The sequence below is a fragment of the Paraburkholderia sp. BR10882 genome (genome assembly GCF_040948855.1).
Taxonomy (GTDB): domain Bacteria; phylum Pseudomonadota; class Gammaproteobacteria; order Burkholderiales; family Burkholderiaceae; genus Paraburkholderia; species Paraburkholderia nodosa_A.
Window position 1 is genome coordinate 572,481 of record NZ_JBFPKP010000003.1, and the last position, 23,961, is coordinate 596,441.

23 protein-coding genes are annotated in these 23,961 nt (G+C 66.4%); 12 read left to right on the forward strand and 11 right to left on the reverse strand.

Features of this window, described 5'->3' with window-relative positions; genetic code table 11:
- Nucleotides 1-28: 28 nt before the first annotated feature.
- Complete coding sequence (locus tag AB3X99_RS11795) at nucleotides 29-1,189, reverse strand: glycosyltransferase family 9 protein (RefSeq protein WP_368617008.1); 1,161 nt, start codon at nucleotides 1,187-1,189, stop codon at nucleotides 29-31.
- A 299-nt stretch (nucleotides 1,190-1,488) separates the two neighbouring features.
- On the opposite strand from AB3X99_RS11795, the gene AB3X99_RS11800 reads away from it, so the two are divergent.
- The gene (locus AB3X99_RS11800) at nucleotides 1,489-2,415 is read left to right on the forward strand and encodes a glycosyltransferase family 2 protein (protein WP_368617009.1); all 927 of its coding nucleotides are present in this window, start codon (nucleotides 1,489-1,491) and stop codon (nucleotides 2,413-2,415) included.
- A gap of 178 nt (nucleotides 2,416-2,593) precedes the next feature.
- A complete protein-coding gene (locus tag AB3X99_RS11805) occupies nucleotides 2,594-2,911 on the forward strand; it encodes a DUF4148 domain-containing protein (RefSeq protein WP_368617010.1) in 318 nt (105 codons plus the stop codon).
- A gap of 53 nt (nucleotides 2,912-2,964) precedes the next feature.
- On the opposite strand, the gene mnmH is transcribed toward AB3X99_RS11805, so the two are convergent.
- The 10 genes from mnmH to upp all read right to left on the reverse strand — a co-directional run bounded on the left by mnmH (nucleotide 2,965) and on the right by upp (nucleotide 12,468).
- Nucleotides 2,965-4,065, reverse strand: a complete 1,101-nt coding sequence (gene mnmH, locus AB3X99_RS11810; protein WP_368617011.1) for a tRNA 2-selenouridine(34) synthase MnmH — start codon at nucleotides 4,063-4,065, stop codon at nucleotides 2,965-2,967.
- Between the two features lie 36 nt (nucleotides 4,066-4,101).
- Nucleotides 4,102-5,571 (reverse strand): ribonuclease G, encoded by a 1,470-nt coding sequence (rng, locus tag AB3X99_RS11815; protein ID WP_069265316.1) that lies wholly within the window; start codon nucleotides 5,569-5,571, stop codon nucleotides 4,102-4,104.
- An 8-nt stretch (nucleotides 5,572-5,579) separates the two neighbouring features.
- Nucleotides 5,580-6,203 carry a nucleoside triphosphate pyrophosphatase gene (locus AB3X99_RS11820; RefSeq protein ID WP_069265315.1) on the reverse strand — a complete coding sequence of 208 codons (624 nt, stop codon included), beginning with the start codon at nucleotides 6,201-6,203 and terminating at the stop codon, nucleotides 5,580-5,582.
- Between the two features lie 138 nt (nucleotides 6,204-6,341).
- Nucleotides 6,342-6,812 carry a 23S rRNA (pseudouridine(1915)-N(3))-methyltransferase RlmH gene (gene rlmH, locus AB3X99_RS11825; protein WP_069265314.1) on the reverse strand — a complete coding sequence of 157 codons (471 nt, stop codon included), beginning with the start codon at nucleotides 6,810-6,812 and terminating at the stop codon, nucleotides 6,342-6,344.
- 36 nt (nucleotides 6,813-6,848) lie between these two features.
- Nucleotides 6,849-7,316 carry a ribosome silencing factor gene (gene rsfS / locus AB3X99_RS11830; protein WP_069265313.1) on the reverse strand — a complete coding sequence of 156 codons (468 nt, stop codon included), beginning with the start codon at nucleotides 7,314-7,316 and terminating at the stop codon, nucleotides 6,849-6,851.
- A 2-nt stretch (nucleotides 7,317-7,318) separates the two neighbouring features.
- Entirely contained in the window at nucleotides 7,319-8,062 is a 744-nt protein-coding gene (locus tag AB3X99_RS11835; protein WP_368617012.1) for a nicotinate-nucleotide adenylyltransferase, read from the reverse strand.
- A gap of 4 nt (nucleotides 8,063-8,066) precedes the next feature.
- Nucleotides 8,067-9,002, reverse strand: a complete 936-nt coding sequence (hemF, locus tag AB3X99_RS11840) for an oxygen-dependent coproporphyrinogen oxidase (RefSeq protein WP_368610235.1) — start codon at nucleotides 9,000-9,002, stop codon at nucleotides 8,067-8,069.
- Between the two features lie 316 nt (nucleotides 9,003-9,318).
- Nucleotides 9,319-10,593, reverse strand: coding sequence for a phosphoribosylamine--glycine ligase (gene purD, locus AB3X99_RS11845; RefSeq protein WP_368617013.1), 1,275 nt, complete (start codon nucleotides 10,591-10,593; stop codon nucleotides 9,319-9,321).
- A gap of 122 nt (nucleotides 10,594-10,715) precedes the next feature.
- The gene (locus tag AB3X99_RS11850; protein WP_069265309.1) at nucleotides 10,716-11,444 is read right to left on the reverse strand and encodes a YebC/PmpR family DNA-binding transcriptional regulator; all 729 of its coding nucleotides are present in this window, start codon (nucleotides 11,442-11,444) and stop codon (nucleotides 10,716-10,718) included.
- Between the two features lie 373 nt (nucleotides 11,445-11,817).
- A complete protein-coding gene (gene upp / locus AB3X99_RS11855; protein ID WP_069265308.1) occupies nucleotides 11,818-12,468 on the reverse strand; it encodes a uracil phosphoribosyltransferase in 651 nt (216 codons plus the stop codon).
- A gap of 381 nt (nucleotides 12,469-12,849) precedes the next feature.
- Here upp and AB3X99_RS11860 point away from each other — a divergent pair, with 381 nt between their 5' ends.
- From AB3X99_RS11860 to kdpE, 10 genes are all read left to right on the forward strand, one after another.
- Nucleotides 12,850-13,629 (forward strand): SDR family oxidoreductase, encoded by a 780-nt coding sequence (locus AB3X99_RS11860; RefSeq protein WP_069265307.1) that lies wholly within the window; start codon nucleotides 12,850-12,852, stop codon nucleotides 13,627-13,629.
- A 101-nt stretch (nucleotides 13,630-13,730) separates the two neighbouring features.
- Nucleotides 13,731-14,120, forward strand: coding sequence for a methylglyoxal synthase (locus AB3X99_RS11865; protein WP_069265494.1), 390 nt, complete (start codon nucleotides 13,731-13,733; stop codon nucleotides 14,118-14,120).
- A gap of 57 nt (nucleotides 14,121-14,177) precedes the next feature.
- Entirely contained in the window at nucleotides 14,178-15,152 is a 975-nt protein-coding gene (locus AB3X99_RS11870) for a quinone oxidoreductase (protein ID WP_342947942.1), read from the forward strand.
- 264 nt (nucleotides 15,153-15,416) lie between these two features.
- A complete protein-coding gene (locus AB3X99_RS11875) occupies nucleotides 15,417-15,539 on the forward strand; it encodes a potassium ABC transporter ATPase (protein WP_368617014.1) in 123 nt (40 codons plus the stop codon).
- On the forward strand, nucleotides 15,536-15,628 hold the full coding sequence (kdpF, locus tag AB3X99_RS11880) for a K(+)-transporting ATPase subunit F (RefSeq protein ID WP_027819619.1): 93 nt from the start codon (nucleotides 15,536-15,538) through the stop codon (nucleotides 15,626-15,628). The genes AB3X99_RS11875 and kdpF overlap by 4 nt, the downstream gene beginning before the upstream one ends.
- A complete protein-coding gene (kdpA, locus tag AB3X99_RS11885) occupies nucleotides 15,625-17,430 on the forward strand; it encodes a potassium-transporting ATPase subunit KdpA (protein WP_368617015.1) in 1,806 nt (601 codons plus the stop codon). The genes kdpF and kdpA overlap by 4 nt, the downstream gene beginning before the upstream one ends.
- A gap of 32 nt (nucleotides 17,431-17,462) precedes the next feature.
- Nucleotides 17,463-19,547 (forward strand): potassium-transporting ATPase subunit KdpB, encoded by a 2,085-nt coding sequence (gene kdpB / locus AB3X99_RS11890; RefSeq protein WP_069265493.1) that lies wholly within the window; start codon nucleotides 17,463-17,465, stop codon nucleotides 19,545-19,547.
- Nucleotides 19,548-19,591: 44 nt separating this feature from the next.
- Nucleotides 19,592-20,170: a potassium-transporting ATPase subunit KdpC gene (gene kdpC / locus AB3X99_RS11895; protein WP_368617016.1), complete on the forward strand. Its 579-nt coding sequence runs from the start codon at nucleotides 19,592-19,594 to the stop codon at nucleotides 20,168-20,170.
- Nucleotides 20,171-20,302: 132 nt separating this feature from the next.
- Entirely contained in the window at nucleotides 20,303-23,245 is a 2,943-nt protein-coding gene (locus tag AB3X99_RS11900; protein ID WP_368617017.1) for a DUF4118 domain-containing protein, read from the forward strand.
- The gene (kdpE, locus tag AB3X99_RS11905) at nucleotides 23,238-23,936 is read left to right on the forward strand and encodes a two-component system response regulator KdpE (protein WP_069265302.1); all 699 of its coding nucleotides are present in this window, start codon (nucleotides 23,238-23,240) and stop codon (nucleotides 23,934-23,936) included. Before AB3X99_RS11900 ends, kdpE begins: the two co-directional genes overlap by 8 nt.
- Nucleotides 23,937-23,961 lie beyond the last annotated feature (25 nt).

Consider the following 23,961-nt stretch of genomic DNA (forward strand, 5'->3'; position numbering starts at 1 on the left):
TGGGCCTGAGCCGTTACGTTTGGAGTGATCAGGCCGCCGCGGGCGCCGTAGCGGGCGCGTGCGCGGCGAGTTGGCGCAGCACCGCGCCGACGACTTGCGCGGGCGGGATGGTGTCCACGTTGCCGCTGCCCTGCAGACCGATGGACCGGCAGGCTTCGGTCAAACGCAGCGCGGGCGGCTCTTGATCCCTGAACAGCGAGACGCTGGGCGTTTGCGTGGTGTGGGCGACGTGCATCAGGCCGCCGTCCGCGCCCACGAACAGTTCGGCGTGCGCCACGATCTCGCGTGCCTGAAGGAACGCGAGCTTGCCGGTCAACGAGCGGATATGTACGCCAGCGGGCGCGCTCGCACACAACTGCTCCGCGATCTGCGTGCCGTTGTCGGAGCCGAGCACGACGATTTCCTTCGCGGCGCCGGCGGTGTCGTACTTGTTCAGCAATTCGACGACTTCGGGCCAGCGGTTGTAGGTGCGATCGGGGTCCACGCCGCCCGCCGCGATCGCGATGAACGGACGCGCCGGCAGGAGGCCGCGCACCGACTCGCGCGTTGCCGGCTCGCTGGCGAGATAGGGCTTGCTGATCGCGGCGAGCGTGTCGGCGTCGTGGCCGAGCGAGAACACGTCGTTGACGCTCGCGAAGCTGAAGCAGGTCTGGTTGCGGTCGGGGCCGTTGAAGTAACGGAACAGGCCCGCGTAGGGCAGCTTCGCGAAGTGCCGGGTCTTGATGCGAATCGACGGCAGGTTGTACTCGGAGAGCAGGATCGCGTCGTAGCGGCTCGCATCGACCTCGTCCGGGTCACCGTAGACCTTGCCGAACACGTCGTCTTCGCTGAAAAGCGGCACCAGCGACGGCAACGCGAGGAGATCGATGCGCATGCCGAGGCCCTTGAGCAGGGCGCGGCCGGCCATGTCCATCGTCGCGTCGCCGAAGTTGCGTTTGGCGTAGACCCACAGGATGCGCTGCGAAGGGTCCAGATGCGCCTGTTCGAGGCGCAACTGGCCGTGCGCCTTCAGAAGAAATTGCTTGTGCAGGTATTTCTTCGCGATCTTGATGCGGGTGGTGCTGCGAAGAAACGGCTCCGGCTCGTAAGGCACGCCCGGGTAGGGGATCGTGCAGGACCGGGAAACTGCCCGATCGAGCCAGCTTGCCGGCGAAACCCACGAAGTGTTTGAGTTGGTCTGCTGAAACACGGGTCTACTTGATCTTCAAGATAACCTCTTATTATCACACGATAGCAGCTCGTGCGCTTGACGAAGAATCAGGGACGGCTTAATGGGCGGCCACCGTGGGGTACGAACTCCCGCGGCAGTTTGGGCAAGAAGAATGTATGCGTACAATATCGCGTTTCTCGTCATGCTTCGCACCCAAAAGCCGCGTAGTCAGGACGTCATGAGAGAACCCATTTCTTCAGGCTTGCGTGCTGGCCGTTCTCGCGGCGAGCACGAAATGCATGCATGTCAAATCTGACCCTTTCTAGGGCAAAACCTTCATGTTCAGTATTCTGATCCCGACCTGGAATAACCTGCCGTATCTCAAGATGTGCGTCGACAGCATCCGGCGCCATTCTTCGTTCGAGCACGAGATTCTCGTGCACGTCAACGACGGCAGCGACGGCACGCTCGACTGGGTCCGTGAGCAGGGTATTCGCCATACGTGGAGCAAGGGGAACGTGGGCGTATGCCTCGCCGTGAACGACGTGGCGCGCCTCGCGACGACCGGGTGGATCCTGTTCATGAACGACGACATGTTCTGCACGCCCGGTTGGGATACGGCCTTCGTCGACGCATTGCGCGAAATCGGCCCGGCGCCTGCCTATCTCGCCTCGCAGATCATCGAGCCGACCGACACCGGCAACGGCCTCGTGACGGTCGCCCACTTCGGCACGGGACCTGCCGACTTCAACGAGGCGGGGCTGCTCGAATTCGCCGCGAAGATGAACACAGTGGACCGCAACGGCATCGCGCTGCAGCCGACGCTCGTGAGCCGCGAACTTTGGCTGCGCGTGGGTGGCTATAGCATCGAGTTCGGGCCGGGCATGAGCAGCGACGACGACTTCCTGATGAAGCTCTGGCTGGTCGGCTGCCGCACGTTCCGCTCGGTCGGCGCGAGCCGCATCTACCATTTCGGCTGCCGGACGACGGGACGCATTCGCCGCAACCGCGGCGGCCGCGAATTCCTCCTGAAGTGGGGCGTGACGCAGCGCGACTTCAAGTACAACTACATGGCCCGCACGGCCGAGGCCGCGCCGGGCACGCTTGCGAACGTCCCGCGTCCCAACTTCGTGAGCCGCCTAAAGCGGGTGATCTACGCGTTCGGCCTTTATCCGACTCAGGATCTCGAAGCGTGGGAGCCCGATCTGCCCGCGCAGCTCCAGCACACCGCTTCGTTGACTGAAAACGCCACGCCGCCCCAGTAATCGCGCCAACGCCGACGGCGCCCTTCGGCGCCGGATCGCGCGGACTTTGCCTCGAATTGGAACAGTGCCTTAGGATTCTAGGGGTTAACCCTAGGGATTCGTGAGCATACGATGTGTACATCGGTCGCATGCACACACAGTCGCACGTCGACCGCCAATCCAACTGGAGGTCGTTTCCATGAAGTCCCTGATTCAAGCCGTTGCCGTCGCCACCGTTCTTGCCGCTGCCGCTCTGCCCACCGCCTCGTTCGCGCAGTCGCACTCGACCATCACGCGCGCCCAGGTGCGCGCCGAACTCGTGCAGCTCCGGCAGGTGGGCTACCGCGTCGGTGACGGTGACAACGCCCATTACCCCGAAGCCATCCAGGCCGCCCAGGCGAAGGTCGCAGCGTTGAATGGCGCAAACAGCAGCTACGGCGGCGTGGCGAACGCCTCGCAAGCGGGCGGCCGCGCCACGGTTTCGCCTGAAGACTGGAACGCGATGTACTCGCGCTAAGCCATCGCGGCGCGCGCGCCTTTTATGAAATCCGCGAAGGGGAAGGGTATACGTCAGACAGTGCGAGGCGCTTCGGCTTCGCTGTCCGCAGGTTCTGCGGCGTAGGACGTTTCCTCCAGCCGCGCGAGCAGCGTGCGGGCTTGCGCGAGCGTGTCGCCCGTCATCGGCTGGAACGCGAAGTGCAGCGATTTTTCGAGCTTCGCGAAGTTGCGCCGCGTGCTGCGTGTATAGGCGGGATCGTAGTGCTGCGCGACGAGCGCCTCGTAAAGCTCCGCCCGTCGATCTTCGGCGAGCAGCTTGCACCACGATTCGATACGCTCGCGCCCGTGCAGCGGCGTGAGCTTGTCCAGTTGCTCGCGGAAATACGTACGTTCGTCGAACAAATGTCCGTACTCCTCGAGCAGCAAGTCGATACGTTCTTTACGCGCGACGTCGAGTACGACACAAGGCGCGGCATGCAGACGTTCGACGAGCGCGGGCGGCAGCGTGATGACGCCGATGCGCCGGCTCTCGGCCTCGACGAACACGGGCCGCGTGGCGTCGAAACCGCGCAGCGTCTGCACGAGCGCCGTATCGAACGACTTCTGCGATGGCTGCGCCCGCTGGGGCAGCGCACCCAGCAACGAGCCGCGATGCGCGGCGAGCCCTTCGAGATCGAGCATCTGCGCGTTCGCTTGTCCGAGCGCCTTCAAGAGGCGCGTCTTGCCGCTACCCGTCGGGCCGGCCACCACGATATAGCGAAAGCCTTCAGGCAGTGTGCCAAGCGCTTCCACGACCGTATGCCGGTACGCCTTGTATCCGCCATCCAGCTGACGCGCGCGCCAGCCGATCATGTTGAACCACGCCGTCATCGAGCCGGAACGCTTGCCGCCGCGCCAGCAATAGATGAGCGGGCGCCAGTTGCGCGGACGGTCGACGAACAACGTGTCGAGATGCATGCCGATATTGCGCGCCACCATGGCCGCGCCCACGCGCGTCGCCTCGAAGGGCGAGTCCTTGTACATGGTCCCGACGATCACGCGCTCCTCGTTGCTGAGCACGGGTGCGTTGATCGCGCCGGGAATGTGGTCCTCGGCAAATTCGAGCGGCGTTCGTACATCGACGATCTCGTCGAATTCGCCGATCTGTTCAATGGTGACGCGCTGGTGATTCAACTGCGATGCTCCGGTGATGCCTGCCACGGCGTCGCGCTACATGAGCACGATGTCGTATTGTTCCTGACTCAAATTCGACTCCACCTGCAGCGAAACCGGCTTGCCGATGAAGTCGATCAACATGGCGAGATGCTGCGACTCTTCCTCGAGAAAGAGGTCGATCACCTGCTGTGAAGCGACCACGCGAAACTCGCGCGGATTGAACTGGCGCGACTCGCGCAGAATTTCACGCAGCACGTCATAGCAAACGGTGCGTGCGGTCTTCACCTGGCCTTTGCCGAGGCAAGTCGGGCAAGGCTCGCACAGCACATGCGCAAGCGATTCGCGCGTGCGCTTGCGCGTCATCTCCACGAGTCCCAATTGCGAGAAGCCGTTCACGGTCACGCGCGTGCGATCGCGCGAAAGCGCCTTCTTCAGCTCGCCGAGCACCTGGTCGCGATGCTCGATGTTCTCCATGTCGATGAAATCGATGATGATCACGCCGCCCAGATTGCGCAGACGCAATTGCCGCGCGATCGTATGCGCCGCTTCGAGATTCGTCTTGAAGATCGTGTCGTCGAAGTTGCGCGCACCGACGTAGCCGCCCGTGTTCACGTCGATGGTCGTCATCGCCTCGGTCTGGTCGATCACGAGGTAGCCGCCGGACTTGAGGTCCACGCGGCGCGAGAGCGCACGCTGGATTTCGGCTTCGATGTTGTAGAGATCGAAGAGCGGCCGCTCGCCCGAGTAGTGATGCAGCTTCGGCAGCACGGCTGGCGTGAATTCGGTGGCGAACTCGGTGAGCTTCTGGAACGTTTCGCGCGAATCGACCTGAATGCGCGAGGTCTCGTCGTTCACGAAGTCGCGCAGCACGCGCTGCGCGAGATTCAGGTCTTGATACAGCAGGCTCGTGGCGGGCAGGCGCTGCGCCTGGGCGAGTATCGTCGCCCACGTCTTGCGCAGATACGCGACGTCCGCCGCAAGCTCTTCGCTCGTGGCGTCTTCGGCGATCGTGCGCACGATATAGCCGCCTTTTTCGTCGGCGGGCAACACGGCCGTGAGGCGCGCGCGCACCGCTTCGCGCTCTGCCTCGCTCTCGATCTTCTGCGAGATGCCGATGTGCGGTTCCTGCGGCAAATAGACCAGCGTGCGCCCCGCAATGCTCACCTGCGTGGAAAGCCGTGCGCCCTTGGTGCCGATCGGATCCTTCACGACCTGCACCATGAGCGTTTGCCCTTCGAACACCGTCTTTTCGATGGGCTGATGATGCACCGGCGCATGCGCTTCGCCGGCAATGCGCGGATGCCAGATATCGGCCACATGAAGGAACGCGGCGCGCTCGAGACCGATGTCGATGAACGCGGACTGCATGCCCGGCAGCACCCGCACGACCTTGCCGAGATAGACGTTGCCGACGCGCCCGCGCGACAGCGTGCGCTCGACGTGAAGCTCCTGTACTGCGCCTTGCTGGACCAATGCGACGCGCGTCTCCTGGGGCGTGACGTTGATCAGGATTTCTTCGTTCATGGTTTGTTCTAGAAGTCGATGCCCGCGGCGCGCAGGAGGGCGGCCGTTTCGAATAGTGGCAAACCCATGATACCCGAATAGGACCCGTCGATTCGCTCGACGAATTCCGCCGCGCGGCCCTGTATGCCGTACGCGCCGGCCTTGCCGAACGGCTCGCCGCTCGCCACGTAGCGCGCGATCGCGGCGGGCAGCGCCGGGGCGAAGCGCACGTGCGAGCGCGAGACCGCGACGGGCAGGCACACCCCTTCGGCGTTGACGACGGCCACCGCCGTGAGCACTTCGTGCTCGCGTCCGGCGAGGCGCTCGAGCATCGCATATGCTTCGGCTGCATCGTGCGGCTTGCCGAGAATATGGCCGTCGATGGAGACCGTGGTGTCGGCGGTCAGAATCGGCGCGTGCCTGTGCGAGCCTGCGACGAGGCGCGCGCGGGCGGCGTCGGCCTTGGCGGCGCACACGCGCTCGACATAAACGGCGGCTTGCTCGCCGGGCAGCGCGATTTCGAGCGCTTCGGCGTCTTCGTCGGGGCGCGGCAGCAGCAGTTCGAAGCGCACGCCGAGCTGCTGCAGCAGCTCCTGGCGGCGCGGGCTCTGCGAGGCGAGATAGACGAACGGATAGGGCGCGTTGGTGGGCATCGGAGCGTCTTTGTCGTTACGGACTTCGGGTTGACGTGCGCGGCCGCCATGTCGGGCGCAAGCGGGGCTCGAGCGGGGGGGCGCAAGCGGGGCGCCGGCGCACGACGAGAGGCGGCGCGGGCGCACTGTAAACCTGCATCACACGCGATGATAGGGGTGATTCTGCGTGATGGTCCACGCGCGGTAAAGCTGCTCGGCGAGCAGCACGCGCACCATCGCATGCGGCAGCGTGAGGGAGGACAGGCGCAGGAGCGTGTCGGCGCGCGACTTGAGTTCGGGGTCGAGGCCGTCCGCGCCGCCGATCAGGAACGCCACGTCGCGGCCGTCCTGCTGCCACAGCGGCAGCGTCTTGGCGAGCTGCATCGTGGTCCAGTCGCGGCCGTGTTCGTCGAGCGCGACGATGCGCGCGTTCTTCGGCAGCGCGGCCTCGATGCGCGTGCGCTCGGCCGCCATGACGCTCTCGGCCGAGCGGCCCGACGAACGCTGCTCGGGCTTCACCTCGCGCAGCTCGATGCGCAGCTCCGGCGGCATGCGCTTCGTATATTCCTCGAAGCCCGCGGCGATCCAGTCCGGCATCTTGTGGCCGACGGCGACGATATGCAGTTTCATCGTGCGGGTCGATGGTCGTTCGCGAACGCGCCGCGCTTACTTCGCGGTTTTACGCGCGGCGCTCTTGCGCGCGGGCTTCTTCACGGCCGGCGCGGCTTCTTCGTCTTCGTCCTCGCCGTCCATCGGCTCGCTCGGGCGTGCGCCCACGAAGCCCGTGCTGGCGGCGAGCTTCACGCGCACCGGCTTGTCGCCCCAGATTTCCTCGAGGTTGTAGTACTGGCGCAGCGCGGGCTGGAGGATGTGGACGACCGCGTCGCCGCAATCCACGAGCACCCATTCGCCGATGTCCTCGCCTTCCGTGCTGATGATGTCGCCGCCGGCTTCCTTGACCTTCTCGCGCACGCTGTTGGCGAGCGCCTTGGTCTGGCGGTTCGAGGTGCCGCTCGCAACGACCACGCGGTCGAACAGCTCAGTCAGATGGCTCGTGTTGAAGACGCGGATGTCTTGCGCCTTGACGTCTTCGAGACCGTCGACGATGGCGCGTTGAAGTTTGCGGATGTCCATAGTTACCCGTGATGCAGATAGAGATGATGTTGAAGGATATAGTCCCACACGGCCGCGGGAAGCTTGTCGGCGGCGGTGCCGCGACGTTGCCCGCTTGCCACGCAGGCAGGCAGGTCGCGCCGGATTTCGGTCGCCGAAACGTCGAGCGCGAGCGTGTCGTCGACCAGCAGGTGGCCGTACGGCGTGGTCGCAAGCGCGGCGGCGCTTGCGCGGCGGGCGGTGGCTTCACGCGCGACTTCGGGCGGCAGCGCCGCGAAGTCTTCGTCAAAGCCGAAGCCGGGGCGGCTCGCCACGCCCAGATGCGCGAGCGCGAAAAGCTCGCGCCATTCGTGCCACGAATCGAGGTGCAGCAATTGATCGGCACCCATTAACAGTGTGAGCGCCGCTTTCGCGTTGCTCGCGTTGCCGTCGACGTCGCGTCGCGCACGCCAGCGGCGCAGCGTTTCCACTGTGTAGGTCGGGCCGTTGTGCTCGATTTCGTCGGCATCCACTGTCACCGTCACGCCCGGCAGCGCGAGCGAGGCAGTGGCGGCACGCGTCATGGCGAGCCGATGCTGCGCCGCGGTAACACCCGGCTTTTGCCACGGTTGTCCGGCGGGCAGCAGGATCAGCTCGTTCAGGTCCAGCACGCGCGCAAAGTGGCGCGCGAGCGCGAGGTGGCCCTCGTGGATCGGATCGAACGTGCCGCCGAGCAGCCCGACGCGCCGTTCGAGCGCGTTGGGCGGGACGGTGAAAGCGTGCGTCACGGCGTCAGACCCAGTCGCGCACGGGCAGGAAGTCGCTGTAGAGGCGCGCTTCCGGCGTGCCCGGCTGCGGCTGCCAGTCGTAGCGCCAGGTGGCGCCCGGCGGCATCGACATCAGGATCGATTCGGTGCGGCCGCCGCTTTGCAAGCCGAAATGCGTGCCGCGGTCCCAGACCAGATTGAATTCGACGTAGCGACCGCGCCGGTACGCCTGGAATTCGCGTTCGGCTTCGCCGTAGGGCGTTGCGCGGCGCTTTTCGATGATCGGCAGATACGCCTTCAGGAAACCGTCGCCCACGCTCCTGAGCATGGCGAACGCCTCGTCGAAGCCGCCAGTGGCGTAATCGTCGAAGAAAATACCGCCCACGCCGCGCGCTTCGTTGCGGTGCTTCAGGAAAAAGTACTCGTCGCACCAGCGCTTGAAGCGCGGGTACAGGTCCTCGCCATAGGGCGCGAGCGCGTCGCGGCACACGCCGTGGAAGTGCTGCGCGTCTTCCTCGAAGCCATAAAAAGGCGTGAGGTCCATGCCGCCGCCGAACCAGAATACCGGCGCCTCGCCCGCCTTGGTGGCGAGCAGCATGCGCACATTCATGTGCACGGTCGGGCAATACGGATTGCGCGGATGCAGCACGAGCGAAACACCCATCGCCTCGAAGCCGCGGCCGTTCAGTTCGGGGCGCGCCGCCGTTGCCGAGGGTGGCAAGGCGTCGCCGGAAACGTCGGAAAAGCCGATGCCCCCGCGCTCGAAGAACTCGCCGCCTTCGATGATGCGCGTGCAACCGCCGCCGCGCAGCTTCTCGCCGGGGCCGCGTTGCCAGTTGTCGGTGGCGAACGGCTTGCCGTCGAAGGCGCCGAGCGTGTCGGCGATCTGCGTCTGCAGGCCGGCCAGCCAGGCGCGGACGGCGGCGCTGTCGGGGTAGGCGCGGTTAGGGGTGTCGGTCATCGATGAAATGGGGACGGCAGCGCTCGGGCGCTGGAATCGGTTCTTCGTCGGGTTATGCGTTGGGTTACTCGGATAGGCCGCCCGGCGCGGCCTGACAGCGGCAGTGTAGCGCCGATCGGCGCGACGTCCGGTGCCAACGGCGGCCGCGCGGGCTGCATGCTGCGCGCGCTTCAGGCTGCTGCGTGGCGGATGCCTTTTCGGCCTACGAAACCGGCCAGACGAAAATGCCGTGAGCGCGCCGTTGCGCGGTGGCGCATGGCCGCTCGCTTTCTTTGGGGCCGCATCGAAAGCGGGCGGCCCCGGCAAAGCGCTGCGCTTACTGCTTGCGCCCCGCGGCGCGATAGCCAATGTCGTTGCGATACTGCATGCCGTCGAACGAGATGCGGTTCACGGTCTCGTACGCCACGTTCTGCGCGCTGCGCACCGAATCGGCGAGACCCACCACGCACAGCACACGGCCGCCCGAGGTCACGAGCTTGCCGTCCACCATCCGCGTGCCCGCATGGAACGTCACCGAATCGTCGGTTTCGGCGGGGATCTCGCTGATGCGGTCGCCCTTGCGCGGCGTTTCCGGGTAGTTGTGCGCGGCGAGCACGACGCCAAGTGCCGTGCGGCGGTCCCAGTCGAGCTCGACCTGGTTGAGCGTGCCGGCGATGGCGTGCTCCACGACCTTCGAGAAGTCGCCCTTCAGGCGCGCCATGATCGGCTGCGTTTCGGGGTCGCCCATTCGGCAGTTGAATTCGAGTGTCTTCGGGTTGCCCTGCGCGTCGATCATCAGACCGGCGTAGAGGAAGCCCGTGTAGCGGATGCCTTCCTTCTCCATGCCCGCCACGGTCGGCAGGATGATTTCGCGCATCACGCGTGCGTGCAGCTGCGGCGTGACGATCGGCGCGGGCGAGTAGGCGCCCATGCCGCCCGTGTTCGGGCCCTGGTCGCCATCTTGCAGGCGCTTGTGGTCCTGGCTCGAGGCGAGCGCGAGTACGTGCTTGCCGTCCACCATGACGATGAAGCTCGCTTCCTCGCCCGCCAGGAATTCCTCGATCACCACGCGCGCGCCGGCGTCGCCGAGCTTGTTGTCGGCGAGCATCATGTCGATGGCCTGGTGCGCTTCTTCCAGCGACATCGCCACGACCACGCCCTTGCCGGCAGCCAGGCCGTCGGCCTTGATGACGATGGGCGCGCCGTTCTTCTCGACGTAGGCGTGCGCCGCCGCGGCGTCCGAGAAGGTCTCGTAGGCCGCCGTCGGGATGTTGTGGCGCTTCATGAACGCCTTGGCGAAGTCCTTCGAGCTTTCGAGCTGCGCGGCTTCCTTCGACGGGCCGAACACCTTCAGGCCGCGCTGGCGGAACACGTTGACGATGCCCGCGGCGAGCGGCGCTTCCGGGCCGACGACCGTGAGGGCGACGCCTTCGCGCTCGGCGAAATCGGCGAGCTCGTGGATATCCGTGATGTCGACGTTGGCGAGCCGCTCGTCCTGCGCGGTGCCGCCGTTACCGGGTGCGACGTAGACGAGCTGCACGCGCGGCGACTGCGCGAGCTTCCACGCCAGCGCATGTTCGCGGCCGCCAGAACCGACGACGAGTAACTTCATGAGAATCCCCGAAAGACCAAGACCAGAAACAGTTGCGGCCGGCGCACAGTGCGCCGGCCGTGAAAATCGCAAGCAGGAGGCGGGCCGAACCAGACCTCGACGCGGCCTCCCGCGCCGACGCCTTATTCCTCGGCGATCGACGCGTTGGTGTACACATCCTGGACGTCGTCCAGGTTTTCGAGAGCGTCGAGCAGCTTTTGCATCTTCACGGCGTCGTCGCCCGTGAATTCGACCTCGTTCTGCGGCTTCATGGTGACTTCGGCCATTTCGGCCTTGAAGCCCGCGGCTTCGAGCGCGGTCTTCACCTTCGTGAAGTCGAACGGCGGGCAGACCACTTCGATCGAGCCGTCGTCGTTCGTCACGACGTCGTCGGCGCCCGCTTCGAGCGCGGCGTTCATGAGCTCGTCTTCGGGCGTGCCCGGCGCGAACACGAACTGGCCGACGTGATCGAACATGAACGCAACCGAGCCGTCCGTGCCCATGTTGCCGCCGAACTTCGAGAACGCGTGGCGCACTTCCGCGACCGTGCGGGTGCGGTTGTCGGTCATCGTGTCGACGATGACGGCCGCGCCGCCGATGCCGTAGCCTTCGTAGCGGATTTCCTCGTAGTTCGCGCCATCGACACCGCCCACACCGCGCTGGATGGCGCGGTTGATGTTGTCCTTGGGCATGTTGGCGTCGTACGCCTTGTCGACGGCCAGACGCAGGCGCGGGTTCGTGTCGGCATCGCCGCCGCCCATGCGCGCCGCGACCTGGATTTCCTTGATGAGCCGCGTCCAGACCTTGCCGCGCTTCGCGTCAGCAGCAGCCTTCTTGTGCTTGATGTTGGCCCATTTCGAATGACCCGCCATACCTTTCTCCGTCTCACGCGCCATGCGCGTGCAGTGTGCAATGTGCTGTTGTCGTTGCGATGTTCCCGGGTGCGGCCTTCGCGCGTCGTTCGCGCGGCGCGCGTGAATGTTGCGCGTGCCTCGCACGTCACGGCCGCGCAGCACGATGTGCCGGCAGGATGGGACGCAGCGCCCGTTCAGGTGGATCTGAATTTTATCACGCCGGGACCGTCCGGCTTCGCCTGCCTACGTAACGTAACGCCAGACGATTGCCGGTTACGCCGGCCGCAGAGGGTGCTAAGGGGGCGGGATCGGGTGCGCCCGGCCAAGGCGGGGTAGGGGGAGAGGGCGGCCGGTTTTCGCCGACCGCCCCTGAGCAAGCTTGGCGCAGCTGTTAGTTTTTCGTGCCGAAGAGCCGGTCGCCGGCGTCACCCAGGCCCGGGATGATGTAGGCGTGCTCGTTCAGATGCGAATCGAGCGACGCCACGTAGAGCTTCACGTCCGGGTGGGCCTTCTGGAACACGTCGACGCCCTCGGGCGCGGCCACCAGCGCGAGGAACAGGATGCGCTCGCCGGACACGCCGCGGCGCTTGAGCACGTCGATGGCGTGCGCCGCCGAGTAGCCCGTCGCGACCATCGGATCGCAGAGGATGAAGGTGCGGTCTTCGAGGTCGGGCAGGCGCACGAGGTACTCGACCGGGCGATGGTCGTCGGCGCGGTACACGCCGATATGGCCGACGCGCGCAGAGGGCACCAGCTCGAGCAGGCCGTCGGACATGCCCACGCCCGCGCGCAGCACCGGCACGATGGCGAGCTTCTTGCCCGCGATCACCGGCGCATCGATTTCGACGAGCGGTGTCTTCACGCGGCGCGGCGCGACCGGCAGGTCGCGCGTGATTTCATAGCCCATCAGGAGCGTGATCTCGCGCAGCAGCTCGCGGAACGTGCGCGTGGACGTGTCCTTGTCGCGCATATGCGTGAGCTTGTGCTGGATCAGCGGGTGATCGAGGATGAAGAGATTCGGGAAACGGCTGTCCTGTTTCATGGCGGGGCGCACGAGGCTGCAAGGGAATCGGGGAATCGGTCGTGCCGTTGCCGCGCGAGCCCGAAGCGCACGCCCGGGTTGCGCGGTGGCGGCGAGCACGGGCCGCCGCGCGGCAAGCGCTCAAGGCTTGCGAGGGCGCCGGGCCGCGCTACAGGCGCAAGTATACGGTAAGCATGCGCGCACCGGCGCGCGCTTGGCGCGTTGCGACGCGACATCGCTCACGGGTTGCCGGGCCGCGCGCCATCGGCCTGCCATCGGCCTTCCACGCGTCGCGCCCGATTCTTCTAGAATCCCAAAAAGGTCGCAGGGCGGGACGGAGCAAGGCTTGGCCGTATCCGCCCTGTCACAGGACGGTCATCCACGCAAAAGGACACGAAAACGATGGACATGGGCATCGCAGGACGCAACGCGCTGGTGTGCGCGGCCAGCAAGGGACTTGGGCGCGGCTGTGCCGAGGCGCTCGCCGCCGAAGGCGTCAACGTGACGATCGTCGCGCGCACCGCGCAGACGCTGGAAGAAACCGCCGCGCAGATCCGCAAGAGCACGGGCGTGGACGTCAAGGCGGTGGCCTGCGACATCACGACCGAAGCGGGCCGCGCCGCCGCGCTCGCGGCGTGTCCGTCGCCGGATATCCTGGTGAACAACGCGGGCGGGCCGCCGCCGGGCGACTTCCGCAAGTACACCCACGAGGCGTGGATCGCGGCGCTCGAAGCGAACATGCTCACGCCGATCGCGCTGATCCAGTCGACCATCGACGCCATGATCGCGCGCGGGTTCGGGCGCATCGTCAACATCACGAGCTCGTCGGTGAAGGCCCCGATCGACGTGCTCGGCCTCTCGAACGGCGCGCGCTCGGGCCTGACGGGCTTCGTCGCGGGCGTGGCGCGCCAGGTCGCGGCCACGGGCGTCACGATCAACAACCTGCTGCCGGGCGCGTTCGACACCGACCGCATCCAGGCCACCATCGTCGCGCAGGCGAAGGCGAGCCAGATTTCGGAAGAGGAAGCGCGAGCGCGCCGCATGAAGGCGATTCCGGCCGGACGTTTCGGCACGCCCGAGGAATTCGGCCGCGCCTGTGCGTTCCTGTGCAGCGTGCACGCGGGCTATATCACCGGGCAGAACTGGCTGATCGACGGCGGGGCTTATCCGGGCACCTACTGATATCGAGTCAGCGTTAGGCAGCAGCGGCGCCGTTGGCGCCGCATCACGACACGCATCACGACAATTACGCACGCAAACCACACGTCAAGGAGAGTTACGCCATGCCAACCCGCGTCGCACTGATCGCGCACGACCACAAGAAGGATGACATCGTCAAACTGGCGACCGAATACGTCGATACGCTGCGTCACTGCGAGATCGTCGCGACCGGCACGACCGGCTCGCGCATCGAGGCCGCGACGGGCGTGAACGTCGAGCGCATGCTCTCGGGCCCGCACGGCGGCGACCTGCAGATCGGTGCGCGGCTCGCGGAAGGCAACGTCGACATCGTGATCTTCCTGCGCGACCCGATGACCCCGCAGCCGCACGAACCCGACATCAACGCGCTCGTGCGCGCATGCGACGTGCACGACGTGCCGTGCGCAACCAACATCTCGACGGCGCGCATGCTGCTCGACGTGCTCACGCTGCGCCAGAAGAACGCGGTCTGACGCGCGCCGCGAAGCCCGATTTCAGGAAACCCGCCAGGACAACACCAAGGAGACGTGATGACCAAGGCAATCCGATACGACAAGACCGGTGGCCCCGAAGTGATGAAGTGGGTCGATGTCGACGTGGGCGAGCCGGGCGAGGGCGAGGTGCGCTTGCGCCAGACCGCCTGCGGCCTCAATTACATCGACGTGTATTTCCGCACCGGGCTGTACCCGCAGCCGCTGCCGGCAGGCCTCGGCATGGAAGCGGCCGGCGAGGTGACGGCGGTGGGCAGTGGCGTGAGCGCGCTGAAAGTGGGCGATCGCGTGGCTTACGTCGCGCGTCCGCCGGGTGCCTATGCACAGGAGCGCGTGCTGCGTGCCGACCAGGTGATCAAGCTGCCCGACGCGATCAGCGACGAAGCGGCGGCCTCGATCATGCTGCAGGGCCTCACCGCGCAATACCTGCTGCGTCGCACGTATCGCGTGAAGGCTGGCGACACCATCCTCATCCAGGCTGCGGCGGGCGGCGTGGGCCTGCTCGTGTGCCAGTGGGCGAAGGCGCTGGGCGCGACCGTGATCGGCACCGTGGGCTCGGACGAGAAGGCCGCGATTGCGAAGGCGCACGGCTGCGATCATCCGATCGTCTACACGCGCGAGGACTTCACGGCGCGCGTGCGTGAGATCACGAACGGTGCGGGTGTGCCCGTGGTGTACGACTCGATCGGCAAGGACACCTACACGAAGTCGCTCGACTGTCTTGCGCCGCTCGGCATGTTCGTGAGCTTCGGCAATGCATCGGGGCCGCTGCCGCCGCTCGATTCGTCGGAGTTCGCCGGGCGCGGCTCGCTCTTCTTCACGCGCCCGACGCTCTTCACGTATATCGCGAAGCGCGCCGACTACGAGGCGATGGCCGCCGAACTGTTCGACGTGGTGTCCTCGGGCAAGGTCAAGACGTCGATCAACCAGCGCTACGCGCTCAAGGACGTCGGGCAGGCCCACGCCGGTCTCGAAGCGCGCAAGACTACCGGTTCGACCGTGCTGATTCCGTGACATGACCATTGATGCACTGCTGCGCCGCATGGGACATGCTCCGGCGCCGGCGCATTGATTCGACCTTTACATTGCTTTGCTCCGCCATGGAGCCCCAAAAGGCGCGCAACGCCACCGTTGCGCGCCTTTTTTCTTTGTGCCCCGGCCCGTGATCGCGCCCGCGTTTACGCGCTTTTTATACGAGCGCCAAGACCTTTGATCCGGATTTAATGCCGCAGCGGGTAACTTTCAGCCATCCGTCATCCGCGAATGGAGAACACGACAATGGATGTGCTGTATATCGGGGGGCTGGTGGTTTTCGCCGCGCTCACATACGCCTTGGTCGCGGGCTGCGAGAAGCTCATGCAGTACCGCCGCGATCAAGGTGCGAAGGGGGTGCGCCCATGACCTGGATCTTCTGGCTATCGGGGGCGGCAACGCTGTTGCTGTTCGTTTATCTCGTCCATGCGCTGCTGCGCGCGGAGGATATCGAATGAACGCCAACAATCTGCTCCAGGCGGGGATTTTCCTCGTCATTCTGCTCGCGCTCGCGGTGCCTGTATCGGGCTACATGACGCGCGTTCTCGACGGGCGCTCGCGCGTCGTGCGGCTCTTTGCGCCGCTCGAAAACTTCCTCTATCGCATCGCCGGCGTCGATCCGCAGGCCGAGATGAACTGGAAGCGCTATGCGCTCGCCACCATCTCGTTCAACGTGCTCGGCGTGGGCTTTCTCTATGTGCTGCTGCGCATTCAGGGCTGGCTGCCCGGCAATCCGCAGCAGTTCGGCGCGATGACGATGGACGGCGCGTTCAACACGGCCGTGAGTTTCGTCACCAACACCAACTGGCAGGACTACACGCCCGAGCAAACGGTGAGCTATCTCACGCAGATGCTCGGCCTCACCGTGCAGAACTTCCTGTCGGCGGCGACGGGCATCGTGGTCGTGATCGCGCTGATCCGCGGCTTTGCACGCCACTCGGTACAGACCATCGGCAACTTCTGGGTCGACCTCACGCGCACGACGCTCTACATCCTCGTGCCGATGTCGGCGATCATTGCTGGGCTCCTGATGAGCCAGGGCATGATCCAGAACTTCAAGGCGTATCAGGACGTGCCGGTGCTGCAAACCACGACCTACGCCGCGCCGAAGCTCGACGCCCAGGGCAACCCGGTGAAGGACGCGAAGGGCAATCCCGAGACGGTGGACACGAAGGTCACGTCGCAGACGCTCGCCATGGGTCCGGTCGCCTCGCAGGTCGCGATCAAGATGCTCGGCACCAACGGCGGCGGCTTCTTCAACGCGAACTCGGCGCATCCGTACGAGAACCCCACGCCGGCCTCGAACGTCATCGAAATGTTGGCGATCCTGATCATTCCGGCCGCGCTGTGCCTCGTCTTCGGCAATATGGTGGGCGATCGCAGGCAGGGCGTCGCGGTGCTCGCGGTGATGACAGTGGCGTTCGCCGTGGCCGTGGGCGGCGTGCTGTCCGCCGAGCAGTCGGGCAATCCGATGTTCACGACGCTCAACGTCGACCAGCACGCCAGCGCGCTGCAAGCCGGCGGCAACATGGAAGGCAAGGAAACGCGCTTCGGCATCGCGCAAACGGGCATCTTCGTGGTCGCGACCACGGCGGCTTCGTGCGGCGCCGTGAACGCGGCGCACGACTCCCTCACGCCGCTTGGCGGTCTCGTTCCGCTGCTCTTCATCCAGCTCGGCGAGGTGATCTTCGGCGGTGTCGGTTCGGGTCTCTACGGCATGCTCGTGTTCGCGCTGCTCGCGGTGTTCGTGGCGGGGCTCATGATCGGCCGCACGCCGGAATATGTCGGCAAGAAGATCGAGTCGTTCGAGATGAAGATGGTCTCGATCGTCGTGCTGCTCACGCCGCTGCTCGTGCTGCTCGGCACCTCGATCGCCGTGCTCTCCGACGCGGGCAAGGCCGGTATCGCCAATCCGGGTGCGCATGGCTTCTCCGAGATCCTGTACGCGTTCAGCTCGGCCGCCAACAACAACGGCAGCGCGTTCGCAGGCCTGACCGTGAACACGCCGTTCTATAACTGGCTGCTCGCCATTGCCATGTGGTTCGGCCGCTTCGGCACCATCATTCCGGTGCTCGCCATCGCGGGTTCGCTCGCGAGCAAGAAGCGCATTGCTGTGACGGGCGGCACGCTGCCCACGCATGGCCCGCTCTTCGTCGTGCTGTTGCTCGGCACGGTGCTGCTGGTCGGTGCGCTCACCTATGTGCCCGCGCTCGCCCTCGGTCCCGGCGTCGAGCATCTGATCATGATGGGCGTGCATTGAACGGGGGCCTTCGCAACATGAGCGAAACGAAAATGAATCAGCATAGTGCAACTCGGTCCATGTTCGATCCGGCGCTGGTGCGCCCGGCCATCGTGGACTCGTTCAGAAAACTCAATCCGCGCACGCAGTTGCGCAACCCGGTGATGTTCTGCGTCTACGTGGGCAGCGTGCTCACGACGATCCTCTGGATCGCGGCGCTCGTGGGCCAGGCCGAAGCGCCCGCGGGTTTCATCCTCGCGGTCGCGCTCTGGCTGTGGTTCACGGTGCTGTTCGCGAACTTCGCGGAAGCGCTCGCCGAAGGACGCTCGAAGGCGCAGGCGGCGTCGCTTCGCCAGGCCAAGAAAGACGTCATGGCCAAGAAGCTCAACGAGCCGCATCCGAAGGCTCCGATCCGCATCATGACGGCGTCCGATCTGCGCCGCGGCGACGTGGTGCTCGTCGAGACCGGCGACACGATCCCGGCCGACGGCGAAGTGATCGAAGGCGTGGCATCGGTGGACGAATCGGCCATCACGGGCGAATCGGCGCCGGTGATCCGCGAGTCGGGCGGCGACTTTTCCTCCGTGACGGGCGGCACGCGCGTGCTCTCCGACTGGATCGTCGTGCGCGTCACGGCGAACCCGGGCGAAGCGTTCCTCGATCGCATGATCGCGATGGTCGAAGGCGCGAAGCGCCAGAAGACGCCGAACGAAATCGCGCTCACGATCCTGCTCGTCGCGCTGAGCATCGTGCTGCTGCTCGCCACCGCGACGCTGCTGCCGTTCTCGATGTTCTCGGTCGAGGCCGCGAAGATGGGCCACGTGGTCACGATCACGGCGCTCGTGGCGCTGCTCGTCTGTCTGATTCCGACGACCATCGGCGGTCTGCTTTCGGCGATCGGCGTGGCCGGCATGAGCCGCATGATGCAGGCCAACGTGATCGCGACTTCGGGCCGTGCGGTGGAAGCTGCCGGCGACGTGGACGTGCTGCTGCTCGACAAGACCGGCACGATCACGCTCGGCAATCGTCAGGCATCGATGTTCCTGCCGGCGCCCGGCGTGACCGAAGAAGTGCTCGCCGACGCCGCACAGCTCTCGTCGCTCGCCGACGAAACGCCGGAAGGCCGCAGCATCGTCGTGCTCGCGAAGCAGCGCTTCAACATTCGCCAGCGCGACATGCATTCGCTGCACGCCGCGTTCCTCGCTTTCAGCGCCCAGACGCGCATGAGCGGTGTGGACATGCCCGGCCGCGAGATCCGCAAGGGCGCCGCCGACGCCGTGAAGAACTATGTTCAGGCGCATGGCGGCCGTTTCCCCGGCGAAGTCGACAACGCCGTGGACGATGTGGCCCGCCGCGGCAGCACGCCGCTCGTGGTGGCCGAAATGCATGACGGCGCCGCGCGCGTGCTCGGTGTGATCGAGCTGAAGGACGTCGTGAAGGGCGGTATCAAGGAGCGCTTCGCCGAGCTGCGCAAGATGGGCATCAAGACCGTGATGGTGACGGGCGACAACCGCCTGACCGCCGCCGCGATCGCCGCCGAAGCGGGCGTGGACGACTTCCTCGCGCAGGCCACGCCTGAAACCAAGCTCGCGACGATCCGCGAACATCAGGCGCAAGGCAAGCTCGTGGCGATGACGGGCGACGGCACCAACGACGCCCCGGCGCTCGCGCAGGCCGACGTGGCCGTGGCGATGAACACGGGCACCCAGGCCGCGAAGGAAGCGGGCAACATGGTCGACCTCGATTCGAACCCGACCAAGCTCATCGAGATCGTCGAGATCGGCAAGCAGATGCTCATGACGCGCGGCTCGCTCACGACGTTCTCGATCGCCAACGACGTCGCGAAGTACTTCGCGATCATTCCGGCGGCGTTCGCTTCGACGTATCCGCAACTGCGCGTGCTCGACGTGATGCATCTGACGTCGCCGTCGTCGGCGATCCTCTCGGCGGTGATCTTCAACGCGCTCATCATCGTGATGCTGATTCCGCTCGCGCTCAAGGGCGTGAAGTACCGGCCGCTCGGCGCCGCGACGCTGCTGCGCCGCAATCTGCTGGTCTACGGCCTCGGCGGCATTCTCCTGCCGTTCCCGTGCATCAAGCTCATCGACATGGTGCTCGCCGCGTTCGGCTGGGTCTGAGCCGCGCAGGCAGACGCCCACGGATAGATACATAGGAAACCAAAATGAAATCGCAGTTTCGTCCTCTGATCGTGATCTTCGCCGTGCTGACGGTCATCACCGGCCTCGTGTATCCGGCCGTGATGACCGCGTTCGGCCAGGCCGCGTTCCATCACCAGGCCAACGGCAGTCTGGTCGAAGTCGACGGCAAGGTGGTGGGCAGCGCGCTCATCGGCCAGCAGTTCGACGCGCCCCAGTACTTCTGGGGCCGTCTGTCGGCCACGTCGCCGATGCCGTACAACCCGGCGGGCTCGGGCGCCTCGAACCTCGGGCCGACCAACCCGGCGCTCGCCGACGAGATCAAAGGCCGCATCGCCGCCCTCAAGGCCGCGGGCACCGATGTCTCGCAGCCCATTCCGGCCGACCTCGTGACGTCCTCGGGCAGCGGGCTCGATCCGGAGATCTCGCCGGCCGCGGCCGCCTACCAGGTGGCGCGCGTGGCGCAGGCGCGCCATATGAGTGCGAACGACGTGCAGGCGCTCGTGGACCGCTTTACGAGGGGCCGCCAGTTCGGCGTCTTTGGCGAGCCGCGTGTGAACGTGCTCGAGCTCAACCTTGCGCTCGACGGCAAAGAGGTTAGCTGAGCGGGAACGTTGAGCCGCGCCGCACGCTCGACGCCTCGCGCGTCGCGCGTGCGGTTTGCCATTTCCGTGCCACGGTGAGACGATCATTCGTGCCACAGGTGCAACCTCCGTGAATTTCATCCCGACTTCCGCATGAACCGCCCCGATCCCGACGAACTGCTCGACCGGCTGCAGCGCGACGAAGAAAAACGCCGCCGCGGCAAGCTGAAGATTTTCTTCGGCGCGTCAGCTGGCGTCGGCAAGACCTATGCGATGCTGCAGGCCGCCCGCCGGCGCGCCGAGGAAGGCGTGGACGTGGTGGTCGGCATCGTCGAGACGCATGGGCGCAGCGAGACCGCCGCGCTCACCGCCGGCCTCGACGTGATGCCGCGTCAGCGTATCGCCTACCGCGGGCGGCTGCTGGAAGAGTTCGATCTCGACGCTGCGCTCGAACGCAAGCCGCAGCTCGTGCTCGTCGACGAGCTGGCGCACTCGAACGTGGCCGGCGCGCGCCACATGAAGCGCTGGCAGGACGTCTACGAACTGCTCGACGCGGGCATCGACGTCTACACGACCGTCAATGTGCAGCACCTCGAAAGTCTCAACGACGTGGTGGGGCAGATCACGGGCATTCGCGTCTGGGAGACCGTGCCCGACCGCGTGTTCGACCGCGCCGACGAAGTCACGCTCGTCGACCTGCCCGCCGAAGAACTGCTCGACCGCATGCGCGACGGCAAGGTCTACATGCCGGCGCAGGCCGAACGCGCGGTGCGCAACTTCTTTCGCAAGGGCAATCTGATCGCGCTGCGCGAGCTTGCGCTGCGCCGCACCGCCGACCGCGTGGACGCGCAGATGCGCGAGTATCGTGCCGATCGCTCGATCCAGCACGTGTGGCAGGCGCGCGAGCGCCTCGTCGTCTGCGTGGGACCGGGGCCCGAGGCGAACGCGCTGGTGCGCGCAGCCGCGCGACTCGCCGCGAGCCTGAAGGCCGACTGGATCGCCGTGTACGTGGAGACGCCGAAGCTCCAGCGTCTGCCCGACGCCGTACGCGAGCGCACGCTCGGCGCGCTCAAGCTCGCCTCCGAACTCGGCGCCGAAACGGCGACGCTCGCGGGCGAGGACGCCGCGACCACGCTGGTCGGCTACGCGCGGTTGCGCAACGTATCGAAGCTCGTGGCGGGCGGGTCGCTGCGCACGGGCTTGTCACGCTGGGTGAAGCGCCCGTTCGGCGAGCGCCTTGCCGAAAAAGCCGGCGACGTCGATCTCACGCTCGTGCGCGCGAGCGCGGGCGAAGCCGTGCGTGGGGGCAGCGAGCCCGGGGGGGCGGCCAGCGCCGCGACGCGCGCCGCCAACGCCTGGCGCGATGCGCTTGCGGCGGGCGGCGCCGAGCGCTCGCCGCCGCGCGCCTACGGGGCGGCGCTCGTGATCTGCGCGTGCGTGACGCTCGTCGCGAACCAGCTGATCGACCGCATCGATCTCGCGAACCTCGTGATGCTGTATCTGCTCGGCGTGATCTTCGCGGCGACGAAGCTCGGGCGCGGACCGGGCGTGATGCTCTCGTTTGCAAGCGTCGCGGCGTACGACTTTTTCTTCGTGCCGCCGCGCATGTCGTTCTCGGTCTCCGATACGCAATATCTGCTGACCTTCGTCGGCATGCTGCTCACTTCGCTCGTCATCAGCCATCTCACGTCGAGCCTGCGCCGCGAGGCGAGCGTCGCGCAGCGGCGCGAACAGCGCACCGGCGCGATGTACGCGATGGCGCGCGAGCTGGCCGCGGCGCTGACCACGGAGCAGATCGTGGCGATCGGCAGCCGCCACGTGAGCGAGGTGTTCGGCGCGCGGGTGGCGCTGCTGCTGCCCGATAGCGCCGACAAGGTGCAGCAGAAGATCGAGGAGCCCGATCCGAAGATCATGCTCGACGCCGAAAACCTCGACATCGACGTGGGGCAGTGGGTGTACGACCAGCAAAAGCCCGCGGGCAACGGCACCGACACGCTGCCGGCGGCTGTGGCGCGCTACCTGCCGCTCAAGGCGCCGATGCGCACGCGCGGCGTGCTCGCCGTCGTGACGCGCGACGTGCGCGAGCTGCAGGTGCCCGAGCAGCAGCGCATGCTCGACGCGTTCGCCGCGCAGATCGCGCTTGCGCTCGAGCGCGTGCACTACGTGGACATCGCGCGCGACGCGCTCGTCAACATGGAGTCGGAGCGGCTGCGCAACTCGCTGCTCTCGGCCATCTCGCACGACCTGCGCACGCCGCTCACGGCGATCGTCGGCTTCTCGTCGATGCTCGCGCAAACGCACGAGCCCGAGGATGCGCAAGACTCGCGCTCGGGCGAGCTGATCGAGGCGATTCACGACGAGGCGCTGCGCATGACGGGCATCGTCACGAACCTGCTCGACATGGCCCGGCTGCAGGCGGGCAGCCTCAATCTCAATCGTCAGTGGACGCTGCTCGAGGAAACCGTGGGCGCCGCGCTCGCCGCTTGCCGCCGCGTGCTCGCGCGCCACCCCGTGCAGGTGAGGCTGGAAGAAGGCTTGCCGCTGCTTCAGCTCGACGCCGTGCTGATGGAGCGGCTCTTCTCGAACCTGCTGGAGAACGCCGCCAAGTACACGCCCGCCGACACGCCGCTCACCATCGCGGCGCGGCGCGTGGAGGAGGGCGGCCAGCCGTTCGTGCGCGTCTCGATCGAGGACAATGGGCCGGGCCTGCCGCCCGGCATGGGCGAGCGCGTGTTCGAGAAGTTCACGCGCGGCGAGAAGGAGTCGGCCAAGCCCGGCATCGGGCTCGGACTCGCCATCTGCCGCGCGATCGTGGAGGCGCACGGGGGTACAATCGGCGCAGCCAATCGCGTTGCCGCCGACGGCCATGTGGAAGGCGCGACGTTCTGGTTCGCGCTGCCCGTGGAGTCGCCGCCGCCGCTGCCCGCCGATGTGACCGATGCGCCGGAGGCACACGAAGCGCTCGAGCCGCTTGAGCCGCTCGAGCCCGCCGGCGATGCAGAACATGCGAGCGCCGCCGAACCTGTCAGAGGCGAATCCGTCGCACGGATGCCCGCCCCTCAAGAAAACGTCGATCCCAAACCCGCAAATGAGTGACCCGAGCATCGCCGTCGTTCTCATCGAAGACGAAAAACAGATTCGCCGATTCGTGCGCGCAACCCTGGAGGGCGAAGGCATCGTCGTGCACGACGCCGAGACCGGCAAGCAGGGCCTCGTCGAGGCCGCCACGCGCAAGCCCGACCTCGTGATCGTCGACCTGGGCCTGCCCGACACCGACGGCCTCGACGTGATCCGCGAACTGCGCGGCTGGAGCGATCTGCCCGTGATCGTTCTGTCGGCGCGCACCCAGGAAAGCGAGAAGGTGGCCGCGCTCGACGCCGGCGCCGACGACTACCTGACGAAGCCCTTCGGCGTGTCCGAACTGCTCGCGCGCATTCGCGCGCAGCTACGGCGGCGCAACCGAGGCGGGGCGAACGAGGTGCCGCAGGTGAGCTTCGGCGCCGTGAACGTCGATCTGGGCTTGCGCCAGGTCACGCGCGAAGGCGCGCCCGTGCATCTCACGCCGATCGAGTACCGCCTGCTCGCCACGCTCGTGCGCGATGCGGGGCGCGTGCTTACGCACCGGCAACTGCTGCGCGAGGTCTGGGGGCCGTCGCACGTGGAGAGCAGCCATTACCTGCGCATCTACATGGCGCATCTGCGGCAGAAATTGGAGCGCGATCCCGCGCAGCCGGAGCACATCATTACGGAGACAGGCGTGGGGTATCGGCTGGTCGGCGTGCAGTAGGGCTGCACTGCGAGCCTGCACTGCG

What these genes read in the sequence shown, in the direction of transcription:
- purD (WP_368617013.1), bottom strand. Translation starts at nt 10,593, where the DNA reads ATGAAGTTACTCGTCGTCGGTTCTGGCGGCCGCGAACATGCGCTGGCG.
- kdpA (WP_368617015.1), top strand. Translation starts at nt 15,625, where the DNA reads ATGAACGCCAACAATCTGCTCCAGGCGGGGATTTTCCTCGTCATTCTG.
- AB3X99_RS11860 (WP_069265307.1), top strand. Translation starts at nt 12,850, where the DNA reads ATGGACATGGGCATCGCAGGACGCAACGCGCTGGTGTGCGCGGCCAGC.
- rlmH (WP_069265314.1), bottom strand. Translation starts at nt 6,812, where the DNA reads ATGAAACTGCATATCGTCGCCGTCGGCCACAAGATGCCGGACTGGATC.
- AB3X99_RS11870 (WP_342947942.1), top strand. Translation starts at nt 14,178, where the DNA reads ATGACCAAGGCAATCCGATACGACAAGACCGGTGGCCCCGAAGTGATG.
- kdpE (WP_069265302.1), top strand. Translation starts at nt 23,238, where the DNA reads ATGAGTGACCCGAGCATCGCCGTCGTTCTCATCGAAGACGAAAAACAG.
- AB3X99_RS11805 (WP_368617010.1), top strand. Translation starts at nt 2,594, where the DNA reads ATGAAGTCCCTGATTCAAGCCGTTGCCGTCGCCACCGTTCTTGCCGCT.
- kdpB (WP_069265493.1), top strand. Translation starts at nt 17,463, where the DNA reads ATGAATCAGCATAGTGCAACTCGGTCCATGTTCGATCCGGCGCTGGTG.
- AB3X99_RS11875 (WP_368617014.1), top strand. Translation starts at nt 15,417, where the DNA reads ATGGATGTGCTGTATATCGGGGGGCTGGTGGTTTTCGCCGCGCTCACA.
- AB3X99_RS11900 (WP_368617017.1), top strand. Translation starts at nt 20,303, where the DNA reads ATGAACCGCCCCGATCCCGACGAACTGCTCGACCGGCTGCAGCGCGAC.
- upp (WP_069265308.1), bottom strand. Translation starts at nt 12,468, where the DNA reads ATGAAACAGGACAGCCGTTTCCCGAATCTCTTCATCCTCGATCACCCG.
- AB3X99_RS11800 (WP_368617009.1), top strand. Translation starts at nt 1,489, where the DNA reads ATGTTCAGTATTCTGATCCCGACCTGGAATAACCTGCCGTATCTCAAG.
- kdpF (WP_027819619.1), top strand. Translation starts at nt 15,536, where the DNA reads ATGACCTGGATCTTCTGGCTATCGGGGGCGGCAACGCTGTTGCTGTTC.
- kdpC (WP_368617016.1), top strand. Translation starts at nt 19,592, where the DNA reads ATGAAATCGCAGTTTCGTCCTCTGATCGTGATCTTCGCCGTGCTGACG.
- rsfS (WP_069265313.1), bottom strand. Translation starts at nt 7,316, where the DNA reads ATGGACATCCGCAAACTTCAACGCGCCATCGTCGACGGTCTCGAAGAC.
- AB3X99_RS11850 (WP_069265309.1), bottom strand. Translation starts at nt 11,444, where the DNA reads ATGGCGGGTCATTCGAAATGGGCCAACATCAAGCACAAGAAGGCTGCT.
- hemF (WP_368610235.1), bottom strand. Translation starts at nt 9,002, where the DNA reads ATGACCGACACCCCTAACCGCGCCTACCCCGACAGCGCCGCCGTCCGC.
- AB3X99_RS11865 (WP_069265494.1), top strand. Translation starts at nt 13,731, where the DNA reads ATGCCAACCCGCGTCGCACTGATCGCGCACGACCACAAGAAGGATGAC.
- AB3X99_RS11820 (WP_069265315.1), bottom strand. Translation starts at nt 6,203, where the DNA reads ATGCCCACCAACGCGCCCTATCCGTTCGTCTATCTCGCCTCGCAGAGC.
- rng (WP_069265316.1), bottom strand. Translation starts at nt 5,571, where the DNA reads ATGAACGAAGAAATCCTGATCAACGTCACGCCCCAGGAGACGCGCGTC.